This window comes from Streptomyces sp. NPDC032940 (assembly GCF_040636935.1).
Classification (GTDB): domain Bacteria; phylum Actinomycetota; class Actinomycetes; order Streptomycetales; family Streptomycetaceae; genus Streptomyces.
This window is the reverse complement of the sequence record NZ_JBEZVJ010000044.1, coordinates 1-22,357: the sequence shown is the minus strand read 5'-3', so window position 1 is coordinate 22,357 and position 22,357 is coordinate 1. Positions and strand designations below refer to the sequence as shown.

At 71.3% G+C, this 22,357-nt stretch carries 24 protein-coding genes and 5 tRNA genes; 8 read left to right on the top strand and 21 right to left on the bottom strand.

What is annotated here, in order from left to right:
• Positions 1 to 51: 51 nt before the first annotated feature.
• Complete coding sequence (locus AB0E77_RS31870; RefSeq protein WP_361577759.1) at positions 52 to 1,767, bottom strand: DAK2 domain-containing protein; 1,716 nt, start codon at positions 1,765 to 1,767, stop codon at positions 52 to 54.
• A gap of 263 nt (positions 1,768 to 2,030) precedes the next feature.
• Here AB0E77_RS31870 and rpmB point away from each other — a divergent pair, with 263 nt between their 5' ends.
• Positions 2,031 to 2,216, top strand: a complete 186-nt coding sequence (rpmB, locus tag AB0E77_RS31865; protein WP_003993230.1) for a 50S ribosomal protein L28 — start codon at positions 2,031 to 2,033, stop codon at positions 2,214 to 2,216.
• Positions 2,217 to 2,380: 164 nt separating this feature from the next.
• Here the strand turns inward: rpmB and thiD are convergent, their stop codons facing one another.
• Together thiD and AB0E77_RS31855 are read right to left on the bottom strand one after the other, a co-directional pair.
• Positions 2,381 to 3,184, bottom strand: a complete 804-nt coding sequence (gene thiD, locus AB0E77_RS31860; RefSeq protein ID WP_361577756.1) for a bifunctional hydroxymethylpyrimidine kinase/phosphomethylpyrimidine kinase — start codon at positions 3,182 to 3,184, stop codon at positions 2,381 to 2,383.
• A complete protein-coding gene (locus AB0E77_RS31855) occupies positions 3,181 to 4,149 on the bottom strand; it encodes a thiamine-phosphate kinase (protein ID WP_361577753.1) in 969 nt (322 codons plus the stop codon). Before AB0E77_RS31855 ends, thiD begins: the two co-directional genes overlap by 4 nt.
• A gap of 232 nt (positions 4,150 to 4,381) precedes the next feature.
• Between AB0E77_RS31855 and AB0E77_RS31850 the strand changes: the two genes are divergently transcribed.
• Both AB0E77_RS31850 and AB0E77_RS31845 read left to right on the top strand, forming a co-directional pair.
• A complete protein-coding gene (locus AB0E77_RS31850; RefSeq protein ID WP_019328745.1) occupies positions 4,382 to 4,615 on the top strand; it encodes an Lrp/AsnC ligand binding domain-containing protein in 234 nt (77 codons plus the stop codon).
• A gap of 20 nt (positions 4,616 to 4,635) precedes the next feature.
• The gene (locus AB0E77_RS31845; RefSeq protein ID WP_361577750.1) at positions 4,636 to 5,118 is read left to right on the top strand and encodes a DUF3515 domain-containing protein; all 483 of its coding nucleotides are present in this window, start codon (positions 4,636 to 4,638) and stop codon (positions 5,116 to 5,118) included.
• Between the two features lie 30 nt (positions 5,119 to 5,148).
• On the opposite strand, the gene AB0E77_RS31840 is transcribed toward AB0E77_RS31845, so the two are convergent.
• The 3 genes from AB0E77_RS31840 to AB0E77_RS31830 form a co-directional block, all read right to left on the bottom strand.
• A complete protein-coding gene (locus AB0E77_RS31840; RefSeq protein WP_361577747.1) occupies positions 5,149 to 6,306 on the bottom strand; it encodes a D-alanine--D-alanine ligase family protein in 1,158 nt (385 codons plus the stop codon).
• Between the two features lie 92 nt (positions 6,307 to 6,398).
• On the bottom strand, positions 6,399 to 7,409 hold the full coding sequence (locus tag AB0E77_RS31835) for an NAD(P)H-dependent glycerol-3-phosphate dehydrogenase (RefSeq protein WP_361577744.1): 1,011 nt from the start codon (positions 7,407 to 7,409) through the stop codon (positions 6,399 to 6,401).
• Positions 7,406 to 8,188 carry a lysophospholipid acyltransferase family protein gene (locus AB0E77_RS31830; RefSeq protein WP_361577741.1) on the bottom strand — a complete coding sequence of 261 codons (783 nt, stop codon included), beginning with the start codon at positions 8,186 to 8,188 and terminating at the stop codon, positions 7,406 to 7,408. Before AB0E77_RS31830 ends, AB0E77_RS31835 begins: the two co-directional genes overlap by 4 nt.
• Before the next feature lie 143 nt (positions 8,189 to 8,331).
• Between AB0E77_RS31830 and cofC the strand changes: the two genes are divergently transcribed.
• Positions 8,332 to 8,970 (top strand): 2-phospho-L-lactate guanylyltransferase, encoded by a 639-nt coding sequence (cofC, locus tag AB0E77_RS31825; RefSeq protein WP_361577738.1) that lies wholly within the window; start codon positions 8,332 to 8,334, stop codon positions 8,968 to 8,970.
• Between the two features lie 9 nt (positions 8,971 to 8,979).
• Complete coding sequence (locus tag AB0E77_RS31820) at positions 8,980 to 9,183, top strand: hypothetical protein (RefSeq protein ID WP_225638673.1); 204 nt, start codon at positions 8,980 to 8,982, stop codon at positions 9,181 to 9,183.
• A gap of 94 nt (positions 9,184 to 9,277) precedes the next feature.
• On the opposite strand, the gene AB0E77_RS31815 is transcribed toward AB0E77_RS31820, so the two are convergent.
• The 4 genes from AB0E77_RS31815 to leuC all read right to left on the bottom strand — a co-directional run bounded on the left by AB0E77_RS31815 (position 9,278) and on the right by leuC (position 12,605).
• Positions 9,278 to 9,937: an HU family DNA-binding protein gene (locus AB0E77_RS31815; RefSeq protein WP_361577735.1), complete on the bottom strand. Its 660-nt coding sequence runs from the start codon at positions 9,935 to 9,937 to the stop codon at positions 9,278 to 9,280.
• A 136-nt stretch (positions 9,938 to 10,073) separates the two neighbouring features.
• A complete protein-coding gene (locus tag AB0E77_RS31810; RefSeq protein ID WP_161166288.1) occupies positions 10,074 to 10,304 on the bottom strand; it encodes a hypothetical protein in 231 nt (76 codons plus the stop codon).
• Positions 10,305 to 10,578: 274 nt separating this feature from the next.
• The gene (gene leuD / locus AB0E77_RS31805) at positions 10,579 to 11,172 is read right to left on the bottom strand and encodes a 3-isopropylmalate dehydratase small subunit (protein WP_361577732.1); all 594 of its coding nucleotides are present in this window, start codon (positions 11,170 to 11,172) and stop codon (positions 10,579 to 10,581) included.
• 5 nt (positions 11,173 to 11,177) lie between these two features.
• Positions 11,178 to 12,605, bottom strand: coding sequence for a 3-isopropylmalate dehydratase large subunit (leuC, locus tag AB0E77_RS31800; protein ID WP_361577729.1), 1,428 nt, complete (start codon positions 12,603 to 12,605; stop codon positions 11,178 to 11,180).
• A gap of 198 nt (positions 12,606 to 12,803) precedes the next feature.
• Here leuC and ndgR point away from each other — a divergent pair, with 198 nt between their 5' ends.
• Entirely contained in the window at positions 12,804 to 13,520 is a 717-nt protein-coding gene (ndgR, locus tag AB0E77_RS31795) for an IclR family transcriptional regulator NdgR (RefSeq protein WP_010984119.1), read from the top strand.
• 87 nt (positions 13,521 to 13,607) lie between these two features.
• Here ndgR and AB0E77_RS31790 read toward each other — a convergent pair whose 3' ends face one another.
• Entirely contained in the window at positions 13,608 to 14,150 is a 543-nt protein-coding gene (locus tag AB0E77_RS31790; RefSeq protein WP_361577726.1) for a DUF4188 domain-containing protein, read from the bottom strand.
• Positions 14,151 to 14,231: 81 nt separating this feature from the next.
• On the opposite strand from AB0E77_RS31790, the gene AB0E77_RS31785 reads away from it, so the two are divergent.
• Positions 14,232 to 14,876 carry a MerR family transcriptional regulator gene (locus tag AB0E77_RS31785; protein ID WP_361577723.1) on the top strand — a complete coding sequence of 215 codons (645 nt, stop codon included), beginning with the start codon at positions 14,232 to 14,234 and terminating at the stop codon, positions 14,874 to 14,876.
• Positions 14,877 to 14,922: 46 nt separating this feature from the next.
• On the opposite strand, the gene AB0E77_RS31780 is transcribed toward AB0E77_RS31785, so the two are convergent.
• The 10 genes from AB0E77_RS31780 to AB0E77_RS31735 all read right to left on the bottom strand — a co-directional run bounded on the left by AB0E77_RS31780 (position 14,923) and on the right by AB0E77_RS31735 (position 19,531).
• A tRNA-Glu gene (locus tag AB0E77_RS31780) sits at positions 14,923 to 14,995 on the bottom strand.
• A gap of 44 nt (positions 14,996 to 15,039) precedes the next feature.
• Positions 15,040 to 15,111, bottom strand: a tRNA-Gln gene (locus tag AB0E77_RS31775).
• 21 nt (positions 15,112 to 15,132) lie between these two features.
• Positions 15,133 to 15,205 (bottom strand) — tRNA-Glu (locus tag AB0E77_RS31770).
• A 62-nt stretch (positions 15,206 to 15,267) separates the two neighbouring features.
• Positions 15,268 to 15,340, bottom strand: a tRNA-Glu gene (locus tag AB0E77_RS31765).
• Between the two features lie 39 nt (positions 15,341 to 15,379).
• Positions 15,380 to 15,451: transfer RNA gene (locus AB0E77_RS31760), tRNA-Gln, on the bottom strand.
• Positions 15,452 to 15,542: 91 nt separating this feature from the next.
• Entirely contained in the window at positions 15,543 to 16,277 is a 735-nt protein-coding gene (locus AB0E77_RS31755; RefSeq protein ID WP_361577720.1) for an HAD family hydrolase, read from the bottom strand.
• 133 nt (positions 16,278 to 16,410) lie between these two features.
• The gene (locus AB0E77_RS31750) at positions 16,411 to 16,806 is read right to left on the bottom strand and encodes a Rid family hydrolase (RefSeq protein ID WP_361577717.1); all 396 of its coding nucleotides are present in this window, start codon (positions 16,804 to 16,806) and stop codon (positions 16,411 to 16,413) included.
• A gap of 111 nt (positions 16,807 to 16,917) precedes the next feature.
• Positions 16,918 to 18,402, bottom strand: a complete 1,485-nt coding sequence (gene gltX, locus AB0E77_RS31745; RefSeq protein WP_361577714.1) for a glutamate--tRNA ligase — start codon at positions 18,400 to 18,402, stop codon at positions 16,918 to 16,920.
• Positions 18,395 to 19,171 carry a fumarylacetoacetate hydrolase family protein gene (locus AB0E77_RS31740; protein WP_361577711.1) on the bottom strand — a complete coding sequence of 259 codons (777 nt, stop codon included), beginning with the start codon at positions 19,169 to 19,171 and terminating at the stop codon, positions 18,395 to 18,397. The genes gltX and AB0E77_RS31740 overlap by 8 nt, the downstream gene beginning before the upstream one ends.
• A 171-nt stretch (positions 19,172 to 19,342) precedes the next feature.
• Positions 19,343 to 19,531, bottom strand: coding sequence for a hypothetical protein (locus tag AB0E77_RS31735; RefSeq protein ID WP_361577796.1), 189 nt, complete (start codon positions 19,529 to 19,531; stop codon positions 19,343 to 19,345).
• Between the two features lie 600 nt (positions 19,532 to 20,131).
• Here AB0E77_RS31735 and AB0E77_RS31730 point away from each other — a divergent pair.
• On the top strand, positions 20,132 to 22,357 hold a 2,226-nt coding region (locus tag AB0E77_RS31730; RefSeq protein ID WP_361577708.1), incomplete at its 3' end, for a nitrate- and nitrite sensing domain-containing protein.

Sequence of the window (22,357 nt, the reverse complement as noted above, 5' to 3'; positions counted from 1 at the left end):
ACGCCACTGACAATGCCGCCCGCCCCGCCGCGATCGCCGGGTGGAGGGGCGTTACTCGACGCCGATCAGGAGCAGCGCGCCCTGCCGGCCGCCCCGGCACACGACCGTGTCGACGGCGAGGTAGGCCCCGCGGACACGTGCCTCCAGGGTCTCGGCGAGGTCGTCGGGGGCGTCGTCGCCGAGGACCAGCGTGACCAGTTCGCCGCCGGCCGCCAGCATCCGGTCGAGCACGGTCCCGGCGACGGCCGTGACGTCCGTGCCGATCACGGCCACGTCCCCGTCGATGAGGCCGAGGACGTCACCGGCCTGGCAGATGCCGGCGGTGGTCCAGGACCGGTGCTCGGCGACGGTGACCTCGGCGTAGCGGGTGGCGCCGGCCGCCGAGGTCATCGCGACGACGTCCTCGTCGAAGCGCCGCTCGGGCTCGTGCACGGCGAGCGCGGCGATGCCCTGGACCGCGGAGCGGGTCGGGATCAGCGCCACGCGGACGCCTTCGGTGCGGGCCTGCTCGGCCGCCGCGGCCGCGGTGTCGCGCAGCTCGGCGTCGTTGGGCAGCAGTACGACCTCGCGCGCGTGGGCCCGCCGTACGGCCTGGACGAGCTCCCCGCTGACGGGCGGCTCCCCGGGACGCGCGAGCACCGTGGTGGCGCCGGCCTCGCCGTACAGCCCGGCCAGGCCCTCGCCGGGCACGACGGCGACCACGGCGCGCTGGGCCCGTTCCCGCGGCGGGCGCCCGGCGCCGGTGGTGTGCACGTCGCCGTGCCCGAAGTGGGTGATCCGGATCCGGTACGGCCGTCCGGCCTCGACGCCCGCCTCCACGGCGGCGCCGGCGTCGTCGACGTGCACGTGGACGTTCCACAGTCCGTCGCCGCCGACCACGACGAGCGAGTCCCCGAGGGCGTCGAGGCGCTGCCGCAGCCGGGCCACGGCGGCGTCCTCGGCCTCCAGCAGGTAGATCACCTCGAAGGCGGGGCCGCCCGTGGGGTCGTCGGCCGTGGCGCACTCCCCGGCGGTCTCCTGCGCGGCGAGGTCCACGCGCGCGTGCGACACGACCACTGCTCCCGCCGCCGGAGGCGCCTGCCCGGTGAACGTCTCGACCAGGGCGGCGAGCACGGTCACCAGGCCGTGCCCGCCGGCGTCGACCACTCCGGCGCGCTCCAGGACCGGCAGCTGTCCGGGGGTCGCGGCGAGGGCCGCGCGGGCGCCCTCGTGGGCGGCGCGGGCCACGGCCGCGCAGTCGTCCCCGGCGTTCTGTGCCGCGTCGGCGGCGGCCGAGGCGACGGTGAGGACGGTGCCCTCGACCGGGTGGGCCACGGCCTGCCGGGCGGAGTCGGCCGCGTGCCGCAGGGCCAGCCGCAGGCCCGGTCCGTCGGCAGGGGCGGACGCGCCGCGTTCGGTGAGCACCTGGGCCAGGCCGCGCAGCAGCTGGGCCAGGATGGTGCCGGAGTTGCCGCGGGCGCCGATCAGCGCCCCGTGCGCCATGGCGGCGACGGCGTCGGCCAGCGTGGGTCCGGCGGCCGGCCCGGCCGGGTCCGTGTCCCCTCCGGCGGGCGCCCGGCCGACCTCGTGCGCGGCGAACACCGCCTCCACGGCGGCCGCGGCGGACTCGAGGGTCAGATAGAGGTTCGTGCCGGTGTCCCCGTCCGCGACCGGGTAGACGTTGATCGCGTCGATCTCCTCGCGCGCCCGTCCGAGCGCGCGCAGCGACAGACCGCACCAGGTACGCACCGCCAGAGCGTCGAAGAACCTCTGCGGCACCTGCGCCACCTGCGCCTCCCTGAGCTGCTGGACGTGGCAGGCAGCGTAGACCCCGCGGGGGTGCCCGCCGGAAGTGGGCCGGGGGCGGACCGCTGAACCGCCATGGTAGTTTCGTTGTACGGGAGCAGCCGTTGTATGCTGCTCCGGTTGCCCGATCCGATCGGGCTCTCCCCCTGGCACCGCCACTCAGATCACGGACCGTTAGCGCTCGAGATCCTGTCCCGGCATGCCGGGATCAACCGTAAGTGCATCTGAAGTCTTTGGAGTGACCCGTGGCTGCCAACTGCGACGTCTGTGGCAAGGGGCCGGGCTTCGGCAACAACATCTCGCACTCGCACCGCCGTACGTCCCGTCGCTGGAACCCGAACATCCAGCGTGTGCGTACCGTGGTCGGCGGGACGCCGAAGCGCGTGAACGCTTGCACCTCGTGCATCAAGGCCGGCAAGGTCTCGCGCTGACGCGTCCAGCTGAGCGCGCGGCCACTGCCCGGTCCGCTGCACTGAGCCGGTCCACTTCGGTGGGCCGGCTTTTTGCCGTTCCCGGACCCTTCGGGGCACGCGTCCTGCCCGCCGTGCCGGCCGCCTGATTCCGGCGGCCGGCACGGCGGGGAACGACCCGGGCGTCACGCCGAGGGTGTCTCCCGCCGGAGCCGCCAGCCGTGGTGGACGGGGCCGATGCCGCCGCCGAGCGCGAAGCCGGCCGCGATCGCGCCGGTGACGTACTCCTTGGCTGCCGTCACCGCCTCCGGCACCGACCGCCCCTCGGCCAGGCCGCAGGCGACGGCCGACGCGAGGGTGCAGCCGGTGCCGTGCGTGTGCCGGTTGTCGAGGCGCGGGGCGCGCAGCCAGTGCTCCTCGGAGCCGTCCGTCAGCAGGTCCACGGCGTCTCCGGACAGATGCCCGCCCTTGATCAGCACCCAGCGCGGGCCGTACTCGAGGACGGCGCCGGCGGCCCGGCGCAGATCGGCGTCGGACTCGACGCGCACCCCGGTGAGTTGCGCCACCTCGTCGAGGTTGGGCGTGGCGACGGTGGCCACCGGCAGCAGCTTGGTGCGCACGGAGTCCAGCGCGGACGCGGCGAGCAGGGAGTCGCCGTGCTTGGAGACGCCGACCGGGTCGACGACGGCCGGGGCGTCGGTGCCGGCGATCAACTCGGCGACGGTCTCGACCAGTTCGGCGGAGGAGAGCATCCCGGTCTTGACCGCCTGCACGCCGATGTCGTCCACGACGCTGCGGTACTGGGCCCGGACCGCCTCCACGGGCAGTTCCCAGGCGCCCTGCACGCCGAGGGAGTTCTGGGCGGTGACGGCGGTGAGCACGCTCATGCCGTGCGCGCCGAGGGCGAGCATGGTCTTCAGGTCGGCCTGGATGCCGGCGCCGCCGCCGGAGTCGGAGCCGGCCACGGTGAGGACCAGGGGCGGCCTCATGCCTCGACCTCCCCGCCGAAGTGGTCCCAGCCGCCCTTGCTGGTCCAGGGCGCCCCGTCGACGGTGACCTGGGGCAGCGCCGAGGGGTTGAGGACCTCGCCGATCACCTTCCAGCGGGCGGGCAGCTTCACGTCCGGCGGGAAGGTCGCCACGATCGCGTGGTCCTCGCCGCCGGTGAGCACCCACTGCATCGGGTCGACGCCGACGGCCTGGCCGATGTCGTTCATCTGGGACGGGATGTCGATCTGCCCGGAGCGGATGTCGATCCTGACCTTGCTGGCCTCCGCGATGTGGCCGAGGTCGGCGATCAGTCCGTCGCTGACGTCGCACATCGCGGTGGCGCCGAGCCCCGCGGCTGCAGGGCCCGCGTGGTACGGCGGCTCGGGGCGCCGGTGGGCCTCGACGAAGGCGCGCGGCGAGCGGAATCCGCGGGAGAGCACGGCGAACCCGGCCGCGGACCAGCCGAGCCAGCCGGTCACCGCGACGAGGTCGCCGGGCTGGGCGCCGCCCCGGGTGACGGGCTCCTGGTTGCGCAGGTCGCCGAGGGCGGTGATGGAGACGGTGATGGTGTCGCCGCGCACCACGTCGCCGCCGACCACGGCGGCGCCCGCGACCTGGCACTCGTCGCGCAGTCCGTCCATCAGCTCGGTCGGCCAGGTCACCGGGAGTTCGGCGGGCACGACCAGGCCGAGCAGCAGTGCGGTGGGCACGGCGCCCATCGCGGCGATGTCGGCGAGGTTCTGCGCCGCGGCCTTGCGGCCCACGTCGTACGCGGTGGACCAGTCGCGGCGGAAGTGCCGCCCCTCGACGAGGACGTCGGTGCTGGCCACCACCCTCCGGTCGGGTGCGGCGACCACCGCGGCGTCGTCGCCGGGGCCGACCCGGACCGCCGGGGTGGCGGTGAGACGGGAGGTGAGCTCCCTGATGAGCCCGAACTCACCGAGCTCACCAACAGTGCCCTTCATGGCCTTACTCCCCTTCTGTCCCTGTCCGTGTCCGTGCCCGGTCGCGCGCCATCTCTGTCCTGGTTACGGTCGAAATGGCCGTTTCCCTGGCCGGTGTGGCCGTCAACTCGTCTCATCACAACACTCCGGCGCGCGGGCTCCGCGTCCCGCAGGTCTCCCCGCGGAGAGCGACGACGCGATACCGTGGCGTTCCTTTTCCCCACATGATCCTCGTGGCCGCTCTGGAGGTTCCGTGGTACAGGCGTACATCCTGATCCAGACGGAGGTCGGCAAGGCGTCGACCGTCGCCGAGACGATCAGCAAGATCCCTGGAGTGATCCAGGCCGAGGACGTGACGGGACCGTACGACGTCATTGTCCGCGCCCAGTCCGACACCGTCGACGAGCTGGGCCGCATGGTGGTCGCCAAGGTCCAGCAGGTGGACGGCATCACCCGCACCCTGACCTGCCCGGTCGTCCATCTCTAGCCCCCGTCTACGCTGGGCCGGTGAACTCCTTCCGTCACCGGCGCCTCCGCCTGCCCGCTCTCGCGTTGTTGATCGCCGCCGCAGGCTGCTCCTCAGCAGACGACAGCGTGTCGGCGGCGGTTCCCAGTCCGGACGCGAAGGTCACCGAGCTGTGCCAGAACCTGGACAAGGCGCTGCCGTCGACGGTGGACGGCCTGAACCGTGAGGATCCCGAGCCCTCCTCCGCGCTGACGGCGGGCTGGGGAAACCCGCTGATCATACTGCGCTGCGGGGTGGAGCGGCCCGCGGAGATGAACGATCCGGAGGCCGACGGCGTCGAGGTCGACGGGGTGGGCTGGCAGCTGCAGAAACAGGAGAACGGATCGTTCCGGTTCACCACGACGCTGCGTGCGGCGTATGTCGAGGTGGTCATCCCCGAGGACCGCGCCGGGCGCGGGATGGCGCCGCTGGTCGACCTCGCCCCCGCAGTGAAGAAGGCGATCCCCGAGGGGATCGCCTCCTGAGACATCCGGGACAGCCGGGTCCCGTGTGAGTCAGCGAAGACCCGTGGACCGCCGCAGTGCCGCCTGGACCAGCATGTCCACCAGCTCCGCGTAGCCGACGCCGGTGGCCTCCCACATCTTCGGGTACATCGAGATCGGCGTGAATCCGGGCATCGTGTTGATCTCGTTGATCACGAACTCGCCGTCCTCGGTGAGGAAGAAGTCCGCGCGCACCAGCCCCTCGCAGGAGGCCGCGTCGAACGCGCCCACGGCCAGCCGCTGGACCTCGGCGGTCTCCTCGGGCGTCAGCGGGGCGGGCACGACACCGGGCGTGGAGTCGATGTACTTGGCCTCGAAGTCGTAGTACGCGTGCGCCGAGGGCGGCGGGATCTCGGCCGGGACGGAGGCCCGGGGGCCGTCCTCGAACTCGAGCACCCCGCACTCGATCTCCCGGCCGCGCAGCGTCGCCTCGACCAGGATCTTCGGGTCGTGGCGGCGGGCCTCCTCGATCGCCTCGTCGAGTCCCGAGAGGTCGTCGACCTTCGTGATGCCGATCGAGGAACCGGCGCGGGCCGGCTTCACGAACAGCGGCCAGCCGTGCTCACCGGCGAAGTCCACGATCTTCGCGCGGGCGCCGGAACGGTCCTGCTCCCACTCGCGGGGCCTGATCACCACGTACGGGCCGACCTTCAGCCCGTAGGAGGCGAACACCGCCTTCATGTACTCCTTGTCCTGGCCGACGGCCGAGGCGAGCACGCCCGAGCCGACGTACGGCACGCCGGACAGCTCCAGCAGGCCCTGGAGGGTGCCGTCCTCGCCGTAGGGGCCGTGCAGCACCGGGAAGACGACGTCGACCTCGCCCAGCGCCTTGGGTACGGAGCCGGGTTCGCTGTAGACGACTTCGCGGCTGGCGGGGTCGACGGGGAGCACGACGGCGCCCTCGGTCGACTCGGCGAGCTGGTCGACGCTCGGGGTGCGCCGCTCGGTGATCGCCATGCGCTCCGGCTCGTCGGCGGTGAGCGCCCAGCGGCCGTCCTGGGTGATGCCGATCGGCAGGACGTCGTACTTCGTCCGGTCGATGGCCGCGAGGACGGCGCCGGCGGTGACCACGGAGATCCCGTGTTCGGAGCTGCGCCCGCCGAACACGACGGCCACACGCGGCTTGCGCTGCGGCTGCTCGGGGCTCTGGGGGAGGTTCTCGGTGCTCATATCGCGTTGAGAGTACCCGCCCGTAGGGCCCCGAGACAGCGTCGGCGGGGCCGCGTGGCGCGGGCGGCGTCCCGGTTCCCCTCCGGCGTCGCTCAGCGTCGTTCGGGCTTCGCGCTGCGCGACATCAGCTCCTTGACGGCGGCCACCGGGGACTTGCCCTCGTGCACGATGGCGACGACCGTCTCGGTGATCGGCATGTCGACGCCGTGCCGGCGGGCCAGATCCAGCACCGACTCGCAGGACTTGACGCCCTCGGCGGTCTGCTTGGTGACCGCGACGGTCTCCTCCAGGGTCATGCCCCGGCCGAGGTTGGTGCCGAAGGTGTGGTTGCGGGACAGCGGCGAGGAACAGGTCGCCACCAGGTCGCCGAGGCCGGCGAGCCCGGAGAAGGTCAGCGGGTCCGCGCCGAGGGCGACCCCGAGCCGCGTGGTCTCCGCGAGGCCTCGGGTGATCAGCGACCCCTTGGCGTTGTCGCCGAGGCCCATGCCGTCCGCGATGCCGACGGCCAGCCCGATCACGTTCTTCACGGCGCCGCCGAGCTCGCAGCCGACGACGTCGGTGTTGGTGTACGGGCGGAAGTACGGGGTGTGGCAGGCGGTCTGGAGCCGCTGGGCGACGGCCTCGTCGGGGCAGGCGACCACGGCGGCGGCCGGCATGCGGGCGGCGATCTCCCGGGCCAGGTTGGGGCCCGTGACCACGGCGATGCGTTCGGCGCCCACCTTGGCGACGTCCTCGATGACCTCGCTCATCCGCATCGCGGAGCCGAGTTCGACGCCCTTCATCAGCGACACCAGGACGGTGCCGGGCGCCAGCAGGGGCGTCCAGTCGGCGAGGTTGGCGCGCAGGGTCTGCGAGGGCACCGCGAGGACGGTGAAGTCGGCGTCGTGCGCGGCCTCGGCGGCGTCGGTGGTGGCCCGCAGGTTCTCGGGGAGTTCGACGCCGGGCAGGTAGTCCGGGTTGGTGCGGGTGGAGTTGACGGCGTCGGCGAGTTCGGTGCGGCGCCCCCACAGGGTCACGTCGCATCCGGCGTCGGCGAGGACCGTGCCGAAGGCGGTGCCCCACGAGCCGGTGCCGAAGACGGCCGCCTTGACGGGCTTGCTCACGTGCCCTGTCCTTCCGCCTGCTTGTCCTGCGGCGTGCGCGCCGTCTGCGCCTGGGTGCGGCGCCGCTGCTCGATCCGCTCGCGGCGCGGGTCGTAGGGGGTGTCGGGCGCCTTCTCGCCGCGGATCTCCTCCAGCTGCCGGGTCACGGCGGCCATGATGACCTCCGTGGCCTCCTTCAGCAGATCGGCGGTCATCTCCTGGTCGTAGAAGCGCGACAGGTCGACCGGGGGTCCCGCCAGCACGTGGTGGGTCTTGCGGGGCAGCAGGCTGGGCTTCTTGGCGTACGGGGGCAGCAGTTCGTTGCAGCCCCACTGGGCGACCGGGATCACCGGGCACTTGGTCTGCAGGGCGACGCGCGCGGCACCGGTCTTTGCGGTCATCGGCCAGCCGTCGGGGTCGCGGGTGAGGGTGCCCTCGGGGTAGAAGGCGACGCACTCGCCGCGCTCCACGGCGTCGATCGCGGCCCGGAAGGCGCTGAGCGCGTCCGTGCTCTCGCGGTAGACGGGGATCTGCCCGGTGCCGCGCATCGCGGCGCCGACGAATCCCTTCTTGAAAAGGCCGCTCTTCGCGAGGAATCGCGGCACGCGCCCGGTGTTGTACTGGTAGTGCGCGTACGCGAAGGGGTCGACGTGCGAATTGTGGTTCACGGCGGTGATGAATCCACCGTCGGCCGGCATGTTCTCCATTCCCCGCCAGTCCCGCTTGATCAGAACCACCAGCGGCGGTTTGCAGATCACCGCGGCGAAGCGGTACCAGAAGCCGATTCTGCGGCGGGGCACGCGGACACCTTTCCTCCAGGGCCTGGGGCCGGACAAGTGTCGCCCCGGGCCGTGCGTCTGTCGAGAACACCGTACGCCCCGGCGAGTGAACCGCCAGATCCCCCAGGTGACAATGGCGGCGACGAGAGAAGGACGGAACGCCCGTGCAGTGGACCTTGGTCGTGCCCGTGAAGACCCTCGCCCGGGCCAAGAGCAGACTGGCCGACACCGCGGACGACGGGGTGCGGCCGGGCCTCGCGCTGGCGTTCGCGCAGGACACCGTGGCGGCCGCGCTGGCCTGCCCGGCGGTGGCGGATGTGGCAGTCGTCACGGACGACGCCCGCGCGGGCCGGGCGCTGGCGAACCTGGGCGCCCGGGTCGTACCGGACGAGCCGGGCGGCGGTCTGAACGCGGCACTGGCGCACGGGACGGCGGCCGTACGGGCGGCCCGCCCGGAAAGTCCGGTGGCCACGCTGAATGCCGATCTTCCCGCTTTGCGGCCGGCGGAATTGACGCGGGTACTGGGTGCGGCCACGCAATTCCGGCGGGCCTTTCTCCCGGATGCGGCGGGAATCGGAACCACGCTGCTGACCGCCGCGCCGGGCCGTGAATTGGCCCCCGCATTCGGCCCGGATTCCCGAGCCCGCCACCATGCGTCCGGCGCGGTGGAACTGCGCCTCGACGCGGTGGATTCCGTGCGGCAGGACGTGGACACCGGCGATGACCTGCGGGCCGCGCTGGCGCTGGGGGTGGGCCCTCATACGGCCGCGGTGGCGGCGCGGTTGCTGATCGCCGGGCAGTAGGCTGCGGGCATGCAGGCGACCGCATACACGTACGACCCCGACAGCCGCAGCGGGCAGGTGCTGCTCGACGACGGCACTCCGGTGCCCTTCGACGCCGCGGCGTTCGACGCCGGGGGCCTGAGGCTGCTGCGGCCCGGGCAGCGGGTGCGCGTGGAGACCGAGGGGACGGGCGCGGACCGCCGGATCACGCTGGTGACGCTCCACACGTTCTGACCGGCCGGGCGCCGGACGGCGCCCGGACACGCCGCGGGCCGGACTCCCGAGGGAGTCCGGCCCGGCGCGTGAGTGCCCCTGTGCCCCGTCGCTCTTACTTCTTGCGGGCGGTGGCCTTCTTGGCGGTGGTCTTGCGGGCGGTCGACTTCTTGGCGGGGGCCTTGGTGGCCGTCGCCTTCTTCGCGGGCGCCTTCTTGGCCGCGGTCTTCTTCGCCCCGGCGGTGGTGGTCTTGGCGGCGGACTTCTTGGCGGTGGTCTTCTTCGCCGTCGTCGTCTTGGCCGCGCCCGCGGTCTTCTTGGCGGTGGTCTTCTTCGCCGCCGCGGTGGTCTTCTTCGCCGCGCCCGTGGCCTTCTTCGCCGCGCCGGTCGCCTTCTTGGCGGCGGCCTTCTTGCCCGCGGCCTTGGAGATGGTGGGCGGCGGGCCGGACAGGCTGCCCTTGGGGGCCTTCTTGACCGCGATGTCGTTCTTCGGGAGCTTCTTCGAGCCGCTCACCAGGTCCTTGAAGCCCTGACCCGCGCGGAAGCGCGGCACGGAGGTCTTCTTGACCCGAACCCGCTCGCCCGTCTGGGGGTTGCGGGCGTAGCGGGCCGGACGGTCGACCTTCTCGAAGGAACCGAAGCCGGTGACCGAGACCCGGTCCCCCGCGACCACCGCACGGACGAGGGCGTCCAGGACCGCGTCGACGGCGTCGGCGGCCTGCTGCCTGCCGCCCAGCTTGTCGGCAATCGCTTCTACGAGCTGCGCCTTGTTCACGTCTTCCCCTTCGGAGACATCGCCAGAACGTATGTGTTCAAGCCTTTTCGCACGTTAGGCAGATATATACCGCAAATCAAACACGAAACGGGCTAATCACCCTTGTGCCGCAACGGACTCGATGATCTCGGCCTGTTCAGCGTTCCTCGTCGGGGAATCGACCCTCGTCGAGGTCCGCGGTGAACCGGTCCAGACGCCTTGCCGCACCGGCGAGATCGTGTTTGGCCGCGGCCGTAATGACCAGCAGCTTCCGGGTCAGCGCCATCCGTACGCCCTCCGGGACTTGCAGTGCGCGCACTCTTGTGTGCGCTTCCTTGAGCCGGACCGCGACCGCCGCATAGAGCTCGAGTTGGCCGTCGTGTTCCATGCACAGATTGTGCCATCTGGGGCGAGTTGTCGCCTGCGCAGGGGGCAACTGCCGCCCCGGACGGCCTTCCGAGCACCTGCGGAGTCCAGGGTTCCACAACTCGTGTACCCCGCCAATCACCGCCGTAACGTGGGACGTTGAGCGATCCACCGCCGGCGTCGACGCCGTCGCGGGCCCGGACACGGCCGTACCCCCGATCGGGCCGATCGGGGGTACGGAGGGGGTGTTGGGTGGCCGAAACTCGACCTTGTGCGCAGCCCTGCGGGCCGCGGGGTCAGACCTGGAGGGTCTGCGGCTTGAACGACGGGCGCTTCGCCTCGTATGCGGCGATGTCGGGCTCGTTCTGGAGGGTGATCGAGATGTCGTCCAGCCCGTTCAGCAGCCGCCAGCGGGAGTTCTCGTCCAGCTCGAAGGAGGCGGTGATGCCCTCGGCACGGACCTCGCGGGCCTCCAGGTCGACGGTGATCTCGGCCTGCGGGTCCTTCTCCGTGAGCTCCCACAGCGCGTCCACGATCTTCTGGTCGATGACCACCGTGAGCAGGCCGTTCTTCAGCGAGTTGCCGCGGAAGATGTCGGCGAAGCGGGACGAGATCACGGTCTTGAAGCCGTAGTTCTGCAGCGCCCACACGGCGTGCTCGCGGGAGGAGCCGGTGCCGAAGTCGGGGCCGGCGACCAGGACGGTCGCGCCCTGCCGCTCGGGCTGATTGAGGATGAAGGACGGATCCTTGCGCCAGGCCTCGAACAGCCCGTCCTCGAATCCGTCCCGCGTCACCTTCTTGAGCCAGTGGGCGGGGATGATCTGGTCGGTGTCGACGTTGCTGCGGCGCAGCGGGACGGCCCGGCCGGTGTGGGTGGTGAATGCTTCCATGACTCTCAGACTCCAGCGGGCGTGGGGGCGTCGGCGGACAGGTCGGCCGGGGAGGCCAGGTGGCCCAGCACGGCCGTCGCGGCGGCGACCTGCGGCGACACCAGGTGGGTGCGGCCGCCCTTGCCCTGCCGTCCCTCGAAGTTGCGGTTGGACGTGGACGCGGAGCGCTCGCCGGGGGCCAGCTGGTCCGGGTTCATGCCCAGGCACATCGAGCAGCCCGCGTGCCGCCACTCGGCGCCGGCTTCCTTGAAGACGACGTCCAGGCCCTCGGAGACGGCCTGCAGGCCCACCCGCGCGGAGCCGGGGACGACCAGCATCCGTACGCCGTCGGCGACTTTGCGGTCCTTGACGATCTCGGCGGCGGCGCGCAGGTCCTCGATACGGCCGTTGGTGCAGGAACCTACGAAGACGGTGTCCACCTTGATGGAGCGCAGCGGCTGTCCGGCCTCCAACCCCATGTACTCCAGGGCCTTTTCGGCGGCGAGGCGCTCCGAGGCGTCTTCGTACGAAGCCGGGTCGGGGACGTCGGCGGACAGCGGAGCGCCCTGACCCGGGTTGGTGCCCCAGGTGACGAACGGCGACAGCTCGGCGGCCTCGATGACGACCTCGGCGTCGAACTCGGCGTCGTCGTCGGTGCGCAGCGTCTTCCAGTACGCGACCGCCGCGTCCCAGTCCGCGCCCTCGGGGGCGTGCGGGCGGCCCTTGAGGTAGTCGAAGGTGGTCTCGTCGGGGGCGATCATGCCCGCGCGGGCACCGGCCTCGATCGACATGTTGCAGATGGTCATGCGGGCCTCCATCGAGAGCTTCTCGATGGCCTCGCCGCGGTATTCGAGGACGTAGCCCTGGCCGCCGCCGGTGCCGATCTTCGCGATGATCGCGAGGATCAGGTCCTTGGCCGTGACGCCGTCGGGCAGCTCGCCGTTGACGGTGATCGCCATGGTCTTCGGGCGGGCCATCGGCAGCGTCTGGGTGGCCAGCACGTGCTCGACCTGGGAGGTGCCGATGCCGAACGCCAGCGCGCCGAAGGCACCGTGCGTGGAGGTGTGCGAGTCGCCGCAGACCACGGTGGTGCCGGGCTGGGTCAGACCCAGCTGCGGGCCGACGACGTGCACGACGCCCTGCTCGACGTCGCCCAGCGGGTGCAGCCGGACGCCGAACTCGGCGCAGTTCTTGCGCAGCGTCTCCAGCTGGGCCCGGGAGACCGGGTCCGCGATGGGCTTGTCGATGTCGAGCGTCGGGGTGTTGTGGTCCTCGGTGGCGATGGTCAGGTCGAGCCGGCGCACCTGGCGGCCGCTCTTGCGGAGGCCGTCGAAGGCCTGCGGGCTGGTCACCTCGTGCAGCAGGTGCAGATCGATGAAGAGGAGGTCGGGCTCGCCCTCGGCGCGCCGGACGACGTGGTCGTCCCAGACCTTCTCCGCGAGTGTCCTACCCATCGCTTTCCCTCCGGCCGGCGACAACGCGCCGACCCAACTAGAGATCTTGAGGTGGCAGCGCCCTCACCCCTGTGTTTCCGGGCAACCGCCGCCAGGCCCATTCGTCACGGGCCGTTTGTGACTTCGTGCCATCCAGAGTGGCGCGTTCCACGGAAAATTGAACTTGCGTTTCACAGAGTGAGACGGGAGTATCGTTGCATGGACAACAGTAGCGGCGTCGGCGTTCTGGACAAGGCGGCCCTCGTCCTGAGCGCTCTGGAGTCCGGTCCGGCCACCCTCGCGGGGTTGGTCGCGGCCACCGGACTGGCACGACCCACGGCCCACCGCCTGGCCGTGGCGCTGGAACACCACCGCATGGTGGCGCGCGACATGCAGGGCCGTTTCATTCTCGGGCCGCGTCTGGCCGAGCTGGCGGCGGCGGCCGGCGAGGACCGCCTGCTCGCCACGGCGGGCCCGGTGCTCACCCACCTCCGCGACGTGACGGGCGAGAGCGCGCAGCTCTATCGCCGCCAGGGTGACATGCGTATCTGTGTGGCCGCGGCCGAGCGTCTGTCCGGCCTTCGGGACACGGTCCCGGTCGGATCCACGCTCACCATGAAGGCCGGCTCCTCGGCGCAGATCCTGATGGCCTGGGAGGAGCCCGAGCGCCTCCACCGCGGCCTGCAGGGCGCCCGCTTCACCGCCACCGCCCTGTCCGGCGTCCGCCGCCGGGGCTGGGCCCAGTCCATCGGCGAGCGGGAGCCCGGTGTCGCCTCCGTCTCCGCTCCCGTGCGCGGCCCCTCCAACCGCGTGGTGGCCGCCGTCTCGGTCTCCGGCCCCATCGAGCGCCTGACCCGCCACCCGGGCCGGATGCACGCCCAGGCGGTCATCGACGCCGCCGGACGCCTCTCCGAGGCCCTGCGCCGCACCGGCTGACCCCACCCCCACCCGGCACCCGCCCGGGGAAGGGCCCGCCTCAACGCCGCGGCAGGCCCTCCCCCGGCCCCCTGCCTCCCCCCGGTCTCACGCCTCCTGCGAGGCGGCCTTCTCGGGTTCCGTCTCCTTCTGCCGCGACCGGTACGCGAACCGGTCCCGCGCCCGCTTGCCCCGCTTCTCGATCGGCACCTGCCCGTGGGCCGCCGCCAGTCCGAAGGCCGGCATGTCGGCGTAGATCGACTCGTACGACCCCTCGGGCACGACGTACGCCTCGTGCCACAGCCCGACGTGCTGACGCACCTTGCCCGCCCGCTCCTTGCGGTTGATGATCGACCAGGCACGGTGGTGGAACATGTCTGGCGAGTGGGCGTAGCGGTAGAGCTTCTCCCTGGACTCCCAGTATTGGACGACGTAGTACGTGCGCGGCGAGGCCGTGAGCAGGACGTGCCCCAGCAGTCCCCGGTCGGGGTTCTTGCCGAGTTCCCTGAGCATGCGGGGCATGGCGAGGAGGACCGGCAGCCAGTGGTGGACCGCCCAGAAGTGGTTGATCCTCATGCCGATCAGCAGGACCGTGACGTCCCCCTCGGCGGCTGCGGTGGTACGGCCCGCGATGACGGACTGGCCGGGCATGGCGCCTCCCCGTGTCGGTGAGCGGCACTCTCCAGTGCCCCGTGTTTGGATAGTGCCGGTATCCGATGAAAGGCGCAAGGGATGCGACTCGCCGATCTGAGCAGGAGCAGCGGTGTCTCCACCGCGACGATCAAGTACTACCTGCGGGAGGGCCTGTTGCCGCCGGGCCGGCAGGTCAACGCGACGACGGCCGAGTACGGCGAGGAGCATCTGCGCAGGCTGCGTCTGGTGCGGGCGCTGATCCAGGTGGGCAAGGTGCCGGTGGCGACCGCGCGCGAGGTGCTCCGGCACGTCGACGACGACTCCCTGGGCCGCACGGTCCGGCTGGGGGCGGCCCTGTGGGCGCTGCCGCAGGACCCCGAGCCGGACGAGGAGGACCCGGCGGTGGTGGCGGCGCGGGCGGAGGTGGACCGTCTGCTGGAGATGCTGGGCTGGGAGACGGCCCGGGAACTGGCCCCGCTCTCCCCCGTGCATCGTTCGCTGGTGGTGGCGGTGGCCGCGCTGCGGCGGCTGGACTATCCGTGGGGTGCGGAAATGGCGGTGCCGTACGGGGAGTTGATGTACGAGGTGGCCCGGCGGGACCTGGACCTCATGGAGAGCTGGGGCTCGGAGCGGGAGCAGGTCGAGATGGCGGTCGCGGCGGCGGTGCTCTTTCAGCCCGTGTTGCGGGCGCTGCACCGGCTGGCACAGGAGGAGGAGTCGGCGCGGCGGTACGGCATCGACTGAACGCCGAAGGGGGCTCCCGCCTGAGCGGGAGTCCCCTTCGGACTCGTACCCCCGACCGGATTCGAACCGGCGCTACCGCCTTGAGAGGGCGGCGTGCTAGGCCGCTACACAACGGGGGCATGGACCCTGCGAGCGTTGAATACTACATCGCCGCAGGTCCGAGCTGGTCTACCTGGACTCGAACCAAGACTAACTGAACCAGAATCAGTCGTGCTGCCAATTACACCATAGACCAATGATGGTTTAGACCAGTCAGTACCCCCGACCGGATTCGAACCGGCGCTACCGCCTTGAGAGGGCGGCGTGCTAGGCCGCTACACAACGGGGGCCCTAGCGATCCTGCATCGAAGACGGCGGGTGCTACCCGGACCGCCCTCGCGGGAAGGATCTGTACCCCCGACCGGATTCGAACCGGCGCTACTGCCTTGAGAGGGCAGCGTGCTAGGCCGCTACACAACGGGGGCTTTGCGGATGTAATCCGCGACGCAGATAAGCTCTGCGAGCTGGCCTACCTGGACTCGAACCAAGACTAACTGAACCAGAATCAGTCGTGCTGCCAATTACACCATAGGCCACTGGAACGCAAGCCCCTGAGGGGATCTTGTTCTAGCGTTGCGCTTCCGGTTCCGGCCTTTCGGCCCGCTCCCCGGCGGCGCAGGAAGAACATTACCCGAAGGTGGACGGGGCTCCAAAACGGGTATCGGCGCCGAGGAGGTCGGGGAGTTCGGAGAGGGACGCGATCCGGCGCGGGCCGGCGGGCGGCTCGAGGGCCGCGTACACCCCGCCGCGGTCGATCCAGACCGACAGCAGCCCGGCCTCGTGGGCGCCGCGCCCGTCGATCTCCGGGTGGTCGCCGACGTACGCGACCTCGTGCGGGGCCAGGGAGAGTGCCTCGCAGGCCGCCAGGAAGGCCCCGGGCTCGGGCTTGGAGACGCCCAGCTCGGCGGCGCACAGGATGGCCTCGAAGCGGTCGTGCACGCCGAGGACGCGCAGCTTGCGGTCCTGGACGGTCAGGCTGGAGTTGGACAGCACGGCGTGCCGGTGGCTGGCGGAGAGGGCGTCGAGGACGGGCACGACGTCCGGGAAGAGCGACCAGGCGGCCTCGTAGTGGGCGACGTAGCGCTGGAACCAGTCGTCGGCCTCGGCGTCCGTCAGCTCCGGGCGGTCCAGGAAGACCCGGACGCGGTCGCGTCGCTGTGTGACGAAGTCCACCTCGCCGGCGGAGAAGCGGGCCCACTGCCGGTCGGTGATCTGCCGCCAGCACACGAGGGCCTCCTCGGCCGACCCGTACCCGGCGAGCAGGCCCTCGGCGACCAGGTGGGCGCGCATGCCCTCGCGGTCGGCGGTGGTGTAGTCGAAGAGTGTGTCGTCGACGTCCCAGACCACGGCTTTGATCGGCATGGGGCCCAGCCTAGGCGGCCGGGGCCGCTCTGTGACTCCCGCCTCTCGGACGGCAGCCCCGGCGCACGCGGTCTTGTGCGTACGACCGCGCCGATCCCGTGGCCGTCCTTTCGGGGTAGGCCGCAGAAGTGGCCTACTGCACGGCCAGGCCCTCGATCTCGACCAGCATCCGCCGGTCGGACAGGGCCCTGACCTCGGCCAGCAGGCCGGCGGGGCGGCAGTCCGCGGCGGCCAGCCCGGTCAGTACGACGTCGTAGTGGGCCGTCACCGCCCCGATGCCGACGGTGAAGATCCTGATCCGGACGAGGTCGCGCAAGGCGAACCCGGCCTTCTCCAGGGTCTCCCCAAGGCGCCGGAAGGTCAGCCGGATCTGGCCGCGGATGTCTCCCACGGCGGCGATGCCGCCCTCGTCGTCGCGGGCCTCGTGACCGGCGACCACGAGCCGGCGCCGAGGCTGTTCGACGAGTACGGCCCGGTTGCAGGCCGGGCGGTCCCCGAAGAAGCGTGGGTCGGTGTCCTCGCGGCGCATGCCGTCAGTCTGCGGTGGCCGGGCCGACGGCGGCGGTCGGAGGGTCCGGGCGGGGTACGGAAAGGGCGGCGCCCGGGGTTCCGGGCGCCGCCCTTCGCGCGGGTACGGGTGTTACGCCGCGAGCCGCGCCAGGGCCGCGTCGATCCGCGCCAGCGCCTTCTCCTTGCCCAGGACCTCCAGGGACTCGAAGAGGGGCAGGCCGACCGTGCGGCCGGTGACGGCGACGCGGACGGGGGCCTGGGCCTTGCCGAGCTTGAGCCCGTGGGCCTCGCCGGCGGCCAGGACGGCCTCCTTCAGGGACTCCGGGGAGCTCCAGTCGGCGGCGTCCAGCTTCTCGCGGGCCGTGGCCAGGAGCGCGTCCGAGCCCTCCTTCATGGCCTTGGTCCAGCTGGCCTCGTCGAAGACCGGCTCCGGCAGGAACAGGAAGTCGACGTTGTCGGTGATCTCGGAGAGGACCTTGAGGCGGGTCTGCGCGTGCGGCGCGATGGACTGCCACTTGGCCTCGTCGAAGTCCTCCGGCGCCCAGGGGGCCGCGGGGGCCTTCAGCCAGGGGCGGCAGCGCTCGGTGAAGTCCTTCACCTCGAGCATGCGGATGTGGTCGGCGTTGATCGCCTCGCACTTCTTGAGGTCGAAGCGTGCCGGGTTGGGCTGCACGTCGGAGATGTCGAAGGCGGCGACCATCTCGTCGATCGTGAAGATGTCCTGGTCGGCGGAGAGCGACCAGCCGAGCAGCGAGAGGTAGTTCAGCAGGCCCTCGGGGAGGAAGCCGCGCTCGCGGTAGAGGTTGAGGCTCGACTGCGGGTCGCGCTTGGAGAGCTTCTTGTTGCCCTCGCCCATCACGTACGGCAGGTGGCCGAAGGCCGGGATCTCCTTGGCGACGCCGAGCTCGATCAGCGCCTTGTAGAGGGCGATCTGGCGGGGGGTGGAGGAGAGCAGGTCCTCGCCGCGCAGGACGTGGGTGATCTCCATGAGGGCGTCGTCGACCGGGTTGACCAGCGTGTAGAGCGGGGCGCCGTTGGCGCGGACGATGCCGTAGTCCGGGACGTTCTCCGGGAGGTAGGTGATCTCGCCGCGGACCAGGTCCGTGAAGGTGATCGCCTCGTCGGGCATCCGGAAGCGGACGATGGGCTCACGGCCCTGGGACGTGTACTCCTCGACCTGCGCGTCGGTCAGCTCGCGGCAGTGGCCGTCGTAGCCGGAGGGCTTGCCGGCGGCGCGGGCGGCCTCGCGGCGGGTGTCCAGCTCCTCCTGGGAGCAGTAGCAGTGGTAGGCGTGGCCGGCGTCGAGGAGCTTGCGGGCGACGTCCGCGTAGATGTCCATCCGCTGCGACTGGCGGTACGGCGCGTGCGGGCCGCCGACCTCGGGGCCCTCGTCCCAGTCGAAGCCCAGCCAGCGCAGCGAGTCGAGCAGCTGGTTGTACGACTCCTCGGAGTCGCGGGCGGCGTCGGTGTCCTCGATGCGGAAGACCAGCGTGCCCTGGTGGTGCTTGGCGAACGCCCAGTTGAACAGGGCGGTGCGGACCAGGCCCACGTGGGGGTTGCCGGTGGGGGACGGACAGAATCGGACGCGTACGGGGGAGGCGGGTGCGCTAGCCACGCTTGACAACCTTGTTGGTGAGAGTGCCGATGCCTTCGATGGTGACGGCGACTTCGTCGCCGACGTTGAGGGGGCCGACTCCGGCCGGGGTGCCCGTGAGGATCACGTCGCCGGGGAGCAGCGTCATCGCCTCGGAGATGTTGACGATCAGGTCGGCGACCGGGTGGATCATCTCGCTGGTGCGGCCGAGCTGGCGCTGGGCGCCGTTGACCGTGAGCTGGATCGTCAGGTCGTCCGGGTCGAGGTCCGTCTCCACCCAGGGTCCGAGCGGGCAGGACGAGTCGAAGCCCTTGGCGCGGGCCCACTGCTTCTCGCGGCGCTGCACGTCGCGGGCGGTGATGTCGTTGGCGCAGGTGTAGCCGAGGACGACGTCCTTGACGCGGTCGCGCGGGACCTCGCGGCACATGCGGCCGATGACGACGGCGAGCTCGGCCTCGTGGTGCAGTTCCTCCGAGAAGGAGGGGTACTGGATGGCGTCGCCCGGGCCGATGACCGAGGTGGACGGCTTGAAGAAGGCGAACGGGGCGTCGGGCACCTCGTTGCCGAGTTCGCGGGCGTGCTCCGAGTAGTTGCGGCCGAAGGCCACGACCTTGTTGGGGAGCACGGGCGGCAGCAGCCGTACCTTGCTCAGCGGCACCTTGGTGCCGGAGAGCTCGAAGTCCGCGAAGGGGATGCCCTTGATGATGTCGAGGACGAGCTCGTCCGGCTGGTCGCCCTCGACCGCGCCGAAGGCGACGTTTCCGTCGATGGAGAACCTGGCGATGCGCACGGGTGGTGTGGCCCCTTGACTGAGCTGGCTGGAGTCTGACGCTCCAGGCTAACGCGGCAGGGGGCGGGCGCCTCGCGCATTACCGACGTGGCTCCCTGGGGAGCCGCGTGCGCGGGCGCCCTGGGCCCGTGGCCGGCCGGGCGGCTGAACGGTGCGCCGCCGGGGGGCGTACTACTCTGCGGCGGAGGCCGCGGCGGGGGCGTCCATGAGGATGGTGCGCCGGGGGTTGGCGGTCTGCGCGGGGAGTTCGACGGCGTGCTCGCGCTGTTCCGGCGTCTGCAGTTCGTCGGCACCGCCGAGGTGCGCCAGCGTCGTGCGTCGCGGGTTGGCGATCTTGTGGAACATCATCGTCGTCTTCACGGTTGTACAGACCCTGTCGTGTGGGGGCGCCGGGAGGGGGCAAGTGACCCCTGCGGGGGCGCGGGTTGTCGTTTTTGCCTTCTCTGTAAAGCGTCAGGCTAAACATGCAATTCCCCGCCGACCCGGCGGAGAGCCGCGGAGGGCATGTGAGTTTGCTCACTTATCAAGGGTCAAACCGGTCAATTCCGACGGGTGTCGCACCCCGACGAAACCGACATTGACCCCCTGAAGCCATCATTCCGCTCCTGATCATGTCGACTGGGACACCGCTTACCCCTTGGCGATTCGCGGGCATACGTCCGCTTTACCAGTGATCGTTTTCTACCGGACGTGAAACGGTCCTCACGTACTGTCACGCATCCGGCCGGTCCACCCGCGGGCCTTGTTGGAGATCCGGCACTGTGCTGGAATTCCACGGACCGCCGCAGGGTCGAGCCGGCGCACAGGGGGCGCACACCGCGCCGAGCGGCGGCACGAAGGGGGAACCAGCGCCGGTCACTCACGACCACCACGGGGGCGTATTCAGGGCGCCCCTATGACGCCGACACCGTGCCCTGCCGTTCACGCGGCCGGGTGCCTGGTCCAGAGGTTGCGACGCTAGTGCAGGGACGTTTCAAGAGGGATGGCAGCGCTTCGGCGGAGCCGGAGCCGCACGGCGGGAATGGCCCCAGGGCCGTCGGCTCCTCGCCCCAGCACGCCCAGAACCAGGGTCAGGCCCAGTCCGTCGACGGCGGCGACCGCCCCGGGCGCCCCGGCCGGCCGGAGAGCGCGTCGGCCCCCGGTCAGAAGCCGGCCGCCGGGCCGACCGGTCCGGGTCCGCGCATAGCCCTGCGCAACTGGCGGATCTCCACCCGTCTCGTGTCGCTGCTCGCCCTTCCGGTGGTCGCGGCCACCTCGCTGGGCGCGCTGCGCATCAACGAGTCGATGGACAACATCCAGCAGCTCGACAACATGAAGCTGCTGACGGAGATGACCAAGCAGGCCACCGAGCTGGCCGCCGCGCTCCAGGAGGAGCGCGACCAGTCCGCCGGTCCCCTGGCGCACGGTTCGACGTCCAGCGCGATCGCCGTCAAGGGCGACCGGGAGAAGACCGACCGGGCGCTGAAGAACTTCCTCGACCAGTCCGAGGAGATCGACGCCGCCAGCAAGGACGGCAACCTCGTCGGTGTCCGCGACAGCCTCGTCGGCCTCGCGAGCGACCTGAACGACCTCAACAAGATCCGCGGCACCGCGTACGCGGCGAAGAAGAACTCGACCCAGACCGTCGAGGCGTACCACCGCCTGATCACCAACCTGCTCGACCTCTCGCAGGACATGGCGGAGGCCACCAGCAACCCGGAGATGATCCAGCGCACGCGTGCCCTGGCGGCCTTCTCCTCCGCCAAGGAGTACGCGTCCATCCAGCGTGCGGTCCTCGCGGCGGCGCTCCCGGCGAACAACACCAGCAAGGGCGAACTCTCCGAGAACGACCGGCTCTACGCGCAGTCCGCGCTGCAGAGCCAGACCTCCGAGATCCGCAGCTTCAGCAGCATCTACGGCGACGGTGCCGAGGACCTCCTCAAGCCGATCTCCCAGGGCAACCCGGTCATCGAGTCCTCCGACCAGTACGCCGGGCGCGCGTTCAGCCGCGTCAACGGCCTGTCGCAGCTGGACGAGCGGTCGTACCAGGACTGGCTGGACGACAGCTCCACCAAGATCCAGCAGATGAAGAACATCGAGCTCCGTCTGCTGGAGGACATGGAGCAGAAGGCCCGCGAGCTGCGCAGCGAGTCCGAGCAGGAAGCCATCATCTCCGGTGTCCTGATCCTGCTCGTCCTCGGCGTCTCGCTGGTCGGCGCGTTCGTCGTGGCCCGGTCCATGATCCGCTCGCTGCGCCGCCTGGAGGAGACCGCGACCAAGGTCGCCCAGGACCGTCTGCCCGAGCTGGTCAAGCAGCTGTCGGAGACCGACCCGCAGGACGTGGACACCTCCGTGGAGTCGGTCGGTGTGCACTCCCGGGACGAGATCGGCCGGGTGGCCGCGGCCTTCGACGACGTGCACCGCGAGGCGGTCCGCCTCGCCGCCGAGCAGGCCCTGCTCCGGGGCAACGTCAACGCGATGTTCACCAACCTCTCGCGCCGCTCCCAGGGCCTCATCCAGCGGCAGCTCTCGCTCATCTCCGAACTGGAGTCCCGCGAGGCCGACCCGGACCAGCTCTCCTCGCTGTTCAAGCTCGACCACCTCGCGACGCGTATGCGCCGTAACGGTGAGAACCTCCTCGTCCTCGCCGGTGAGGAGCCCGGCCGCCGGTGGACCCGTCCGGTCCCGCTGGTCGACGTGCTCCGTGCCGCCGCGTCCGAGGTGGAGCAGTACGAGCGCATCGAGCTGGCCGCCGTGCCGAGCACCGAGGTCGCCGGCCGCGTGGTCAACGACCTCGTGCACCTCCTCGCCGAGCTGCTCGAGAACGCGACCTCCTTCTCCTCGCCGCAGACCAAGGTCAAGGTCACCGGTCACGCGCTGCCCGACGGCCGCGTGCTGATCGAGATCCACGACACCGGCATCGGTCTCTCCCCCGAGGACCTCGCCGCGATCAACGAGCGGCTCGCCTCGCCGCCGACCGTGGACGTCTCGGTCTCCCGGCGCATGGGTCTGTTCGTGGTCGGCCGTCTGTCGCAGCGCCACGGCATCCGCATCCAGCTGCGTCCGTCCGACTCCGGCGGTACGACCGCGCTGGTCATGCTGCCCGTCGACGTCGCCCAGGGCGGCCGCAAGCCGCAGCCCAAGCCGGGTCAGCCGGGCGGCGGCAACGGCGGTCCGGCGGCCGCGCAGGCGGCGGCGGGTGCCGCC